The following is a 3,781-nucleotide window of genomic DNA, read 5'->3' on the forward strand; positions in this document are numbered from 1 at the left end:
TGCCTGACCAAAAATAGCTAACCAAGTCCATATGTTGACTATATGGTTTATCTAAAACAGTATCATCAATACTGACTATAAGTTTATTATTATCAATATGTTGAATTGCTTCTTGATATAGGTCGTGAGGTGTATATTCTTCACGCTCTAGAAAGCGATTTACACTATCATGCGAGATATTATAAGTCTCGGCAAGTTGTGTGCAGCTAATAGAGTTCGGTTCTGTCATGAGAAAGCCCATATAAATGGGTAATGTACAAGTTGCTGTAGAAGCATGTTTAGTTCGTCTGATCACAGATACGTTATAAACTATTGTAATACTTTTTTGAATCCGTCAATGCGTAAGTCCTATATTTCTATTCTAGCTTATTAATTCCAGCTCCCGAGGGAACTGGGATTACCTAAAAAATTAAAGTGAAGTGTTAATACTAACTGCTTCAAGATTGGGTATGTGAATGTGAGAAATAGATGTATTTTTCTCCTTCACAGGAATTACCTTACATATTCGGGTAATTCGGACCACCACCACCTTCCGGTGTCACCCAGGTGATGTTCTGTGACGGATCCTTGATGTCACAGGTCTTGCAGTGCACACAGTTGGCTGCATTGATCTGGAAACGCTTGGAACCGTCATTATTTTCCATAATTTCATAGACTCCCGCCGGGCAGTAACGCTGTGCAGGCTCGTCCCATGTCGGCAGGTTGACTTCCACCGGAATAGAGGCATCGGTGAGTTTTAAATGCGCTGGCTGGTTTTCTTCATGGACCGTATTCGATACAAACACTGAAGACAGACGGTCAAAGGTCAGCTTGCCATCCGGTTTTGGATAGTTTGGCTTGAAGCTTTCAGCTGCCTGGGTTTTTAGCGCCGCATGGTCTTGAACCAGATCATGCAAGGTGAAAGGTACTTTAAACACGTTCTGGTCGATAAAGTTGAATGCACCCCCGATCCATTGACCGAACTTGTGCATTGCCGGGCCAAAGTTACGCGAGTTGTATAACTCTTCTTTTAGCCAGCTATGGTTGAACTTGTCGGTATAAGCAGTCAGTTCTTTGACAAAGAAATCTTCGCCTTCCACTACACGTGCCACCGCCAGATCACCGCCTTTTTCTACACCGGCAGCTATCGCTTCAAAGACCGCTTCACCGCAGAGCATGCCGGATTTCATCGCCGTATGAGAACCCTTGATCTTGGCAAAGTTCAGGAAGCCTGCATCATCACCAATTAACGAGCCACCTGGGAAAGTGAATTTTGGTAGTGAGTTAAAGCCACCTTTGGTCACGGCACGCGCACCATAGGAAATACGCTTACCACCTTCCAGATATTGCTTGATTAAAGGATGGGTTTTCCAGCGCTGCATTTCCATGAACGGATACATATGCGGGTTGGTGTAAGAAAGATCCACGATCATGCCCAAGGTCACCTGGTTGTTATCGGCATGGTACAACCACCAGCCACCTGAAGAACCGGTTTCAGAAAGTGGCCAACCGGCACCATGCATCACCAGACCCGGTTTGTGCTTGGCAGGATCGATTTCCCACAACTCTTTAATGCCGATACCGTAGTGTTGCGGATCAGCGTCCTTGTCCAGGTTGAACTTCTGGATCAGACGTTTACCGAGGTGACCACGACAGCCTTCAGCAAAGATGGTGTATTTGGCATGCAGTTCATAACCCGGGGTAAAGTTATGCGTCGGCTCGCCATCTTTACCAATGCCCATGTCACCGGTTTGGATGCCTTTGACTGTGTCATCGGCATGATACAGAATTTCAGACGCGGCAAAGCCTGGGAAGATCGACACTTCCAGTTCTTCGGCTTTCTGGCCTAACCAGCGCACCACGTTGCCAAGCGAGATGACATAGTTGCCATCATTATGCATGGTTTTAGGCACCATCCAGTGCGGTGCTTCCTGTGATTTTTCATCTGACAGCAGGAAGAAGGTTTTATCTTCGGTCACCGGGACATTCAGCGGGGCGCCCTGTTCTTTCCAGTCGGGGAACAGCTCGTTCATGGCACGTGGTTCAAGCACAGCACCAGACAGAATATGTGCACCGACTTCGGAGCCTTTTTCTACGACACAAACGGACAAATCGTTTAAGTTGTTTTCAATTGCAAGTTGACGGATTTTGATCGCAGCAGAAAGACCCGCAGGGCCTGCGCCTACGATGACGACGTCAAACTCCATCGATTCTCTTGTTATATCTTCCATAATATAAAATTCAATTTCGCTATACGATATTTATAGCATTATCTAAATCGGTTATGAAGCTTATTTTTGATCTTTTTATTTGAAATAGGACTTTATCTTTTTTAAATCTTATCTATTTCGCAGCATTAAAAAGGTTTGCTGAGAATTCTGGATAAAGGAAGAAGATGTGTAGATTGGGTATTCAATAAAAAGAGCGACTTAATGTCGCTCTGATAATTAATTTTTTTATATGTTATTGAGATTCATTGCAATATTATTCACCATGTGAATCAGACGCGGTCCAATTTCATTTTCCAGTTTTTCCTGATTTAACAGATAACTTGGGGCACCACAGTTAAACGTTAATATCCCATGTTTGGGGTGAACCAACGGAACTGCCACGGAATTCACATCTTTTGCCCAGTCACCTAAAGACAGACAATAGCCATAATCCTGATAATCACGGATTGCACGTTCCAGATTACGCTTGATGGTTGGCCATTGATCTTCGTTTCTTTTCTTGATCGCGTCAAATAAATATTCGCGTTCCTTTACATCCATCGCTGCCAGACAGGCACGTCCCATGGCACTACTATGAATCGGTAAAGTCGAACCGACAGGGCGGCGCATAGTCAGTGTCGATTCTGTATGTACTACTTCCAGATAAATCATGCTGAGACGGTCACGGGTAGCCATTGCCACAGGGGCTTGGGAATAGCGTGACATTTCTTCCATAAATGGATAGGCCTGAGTACGTGCAGAAATATTACTCAAAGCTGCATAGCCTAAAGCCAATACCCCAACATCCAACAGATATTTCGTGGTATTCGGTAGTTGTTTTAAATAACCTAAAGAAACCAGGGTGCTGGTAATACGGGCCACAGTTGGCTTGGGTAAGTTGGTTAATTGTGCAATTTCCTGATTGCCAAGCAATTGATTGGTCGCTGAAAAGCAACGTAAGATTTCCAATCCACGCGCAATAGACGCAATAAATTGAGGATTATTTTCTCTATGAATATGTGAAATCGGATCTAAACGGATTTCATCAAAGTTGGGAATTTCACCAGTTTTATTTTTTGTCATGGTCAGGGCAATTAAAGTTAAATTAATGAATATGATAGCAACATAATTTCACGATACAAAATAAAACACTTCTATAAAAGATAAAATATAAGAAAAAGTGCCGAAATTATTTGTAGTCGGAAAGAATCCTGTTACCCAAGTTTAAAGACAACATAAAATCATCTAGTTTTTTAGGTTTAATACGTAGCCAACACATTTAAAAAGTTTCGATTTCTCCGAAAGAGTCAGTGACCGATAAGTATTACAGCAAGAAAAAAGGTTTAATTATCTATTCAAAAAAACTGATAAATAAAACAATCATTCCATTAAAATATTTCGTATCGTGAAATTAAAATCTTAAACATAAATCAACTGGAATACCAGAAAAATTTCATTTTTTTGTTAAAACATAAAATTTTTCTCTGTACACGACAAATTTCACAGAACCCTTATCCTATCAGGGTTCTGCCTTCTTAAAATTGCCAAAATTTCCTTAAACTCTTCTTTTTTCCCAAAACCAATTAAACGCT

At 41.8% G+C, this 3,781-nt stretch carries 2 protein-coding genes and 1 pseudogene; all 3 read right to left on the bottom strand.

Annotation, left to right across the window (positions count from 1 at the left end; genetic code table 11):
• A pseudogene (locus WFH18_RS17040) lies at positions 1-295 on the bottom strand (IS701 family transposase); the annotation flags it as partial.
• A 202-nt stretch (positions 296-497) separates the two neighbouring features.
• Positions 498-2,210 (bottom strand): electron transfer flavoprotein-ubiquinone oxidoreductase, encoded by a 1,713-nt coding sequence (locus tag WFH18_RS17045; protein WP_336755337.1) that lies wholly within the window; start codon positions 2,208-2,210, stop codon positions 498-500.
• A 225-nt stretch (positions 2,211-2,435) separates the two neighbouring features.
• Entirely contained in the window at positions 2,436-3,272 is an 837-nt protein-coding gene (locus tag WFH18_RS17050; protein ID WP_004280319.1) for an IclR family transcriptional regulator, read from the bottom strand.
• Positions 3,273-3,781: the final 509 nt, after the last annotated feature.

This window comes from Acinetobacter sp. USHLN143 (genome assembly GCF_037145695.1).
GTDB classification, from domain to species: domain Bacteria; phylum Pseudomonadota; class Gammaproteobacteria; order Pseudomonadales; family Moraxellaceae; genus Acinetobacter; species Acinetobacter fasciculus.

Excerpts from the sequence above, each read along its gene's own strand:
- WFH18_RS17045 (WP_336755337.1), bottom strand. The coding sequence starts at position 2,210 with ATGGAAGATATAACAAGAGAATCGATGGAGTTTGACGTCGTCATCGTA.
- WFH18_RS17050 (WP_004280319.1), bottom strand. The coding sequence starts at position 3,272 with ATGACAAAAAATAAAACTGGTGAAATTCCCAACTTTGATGAAATCCGT.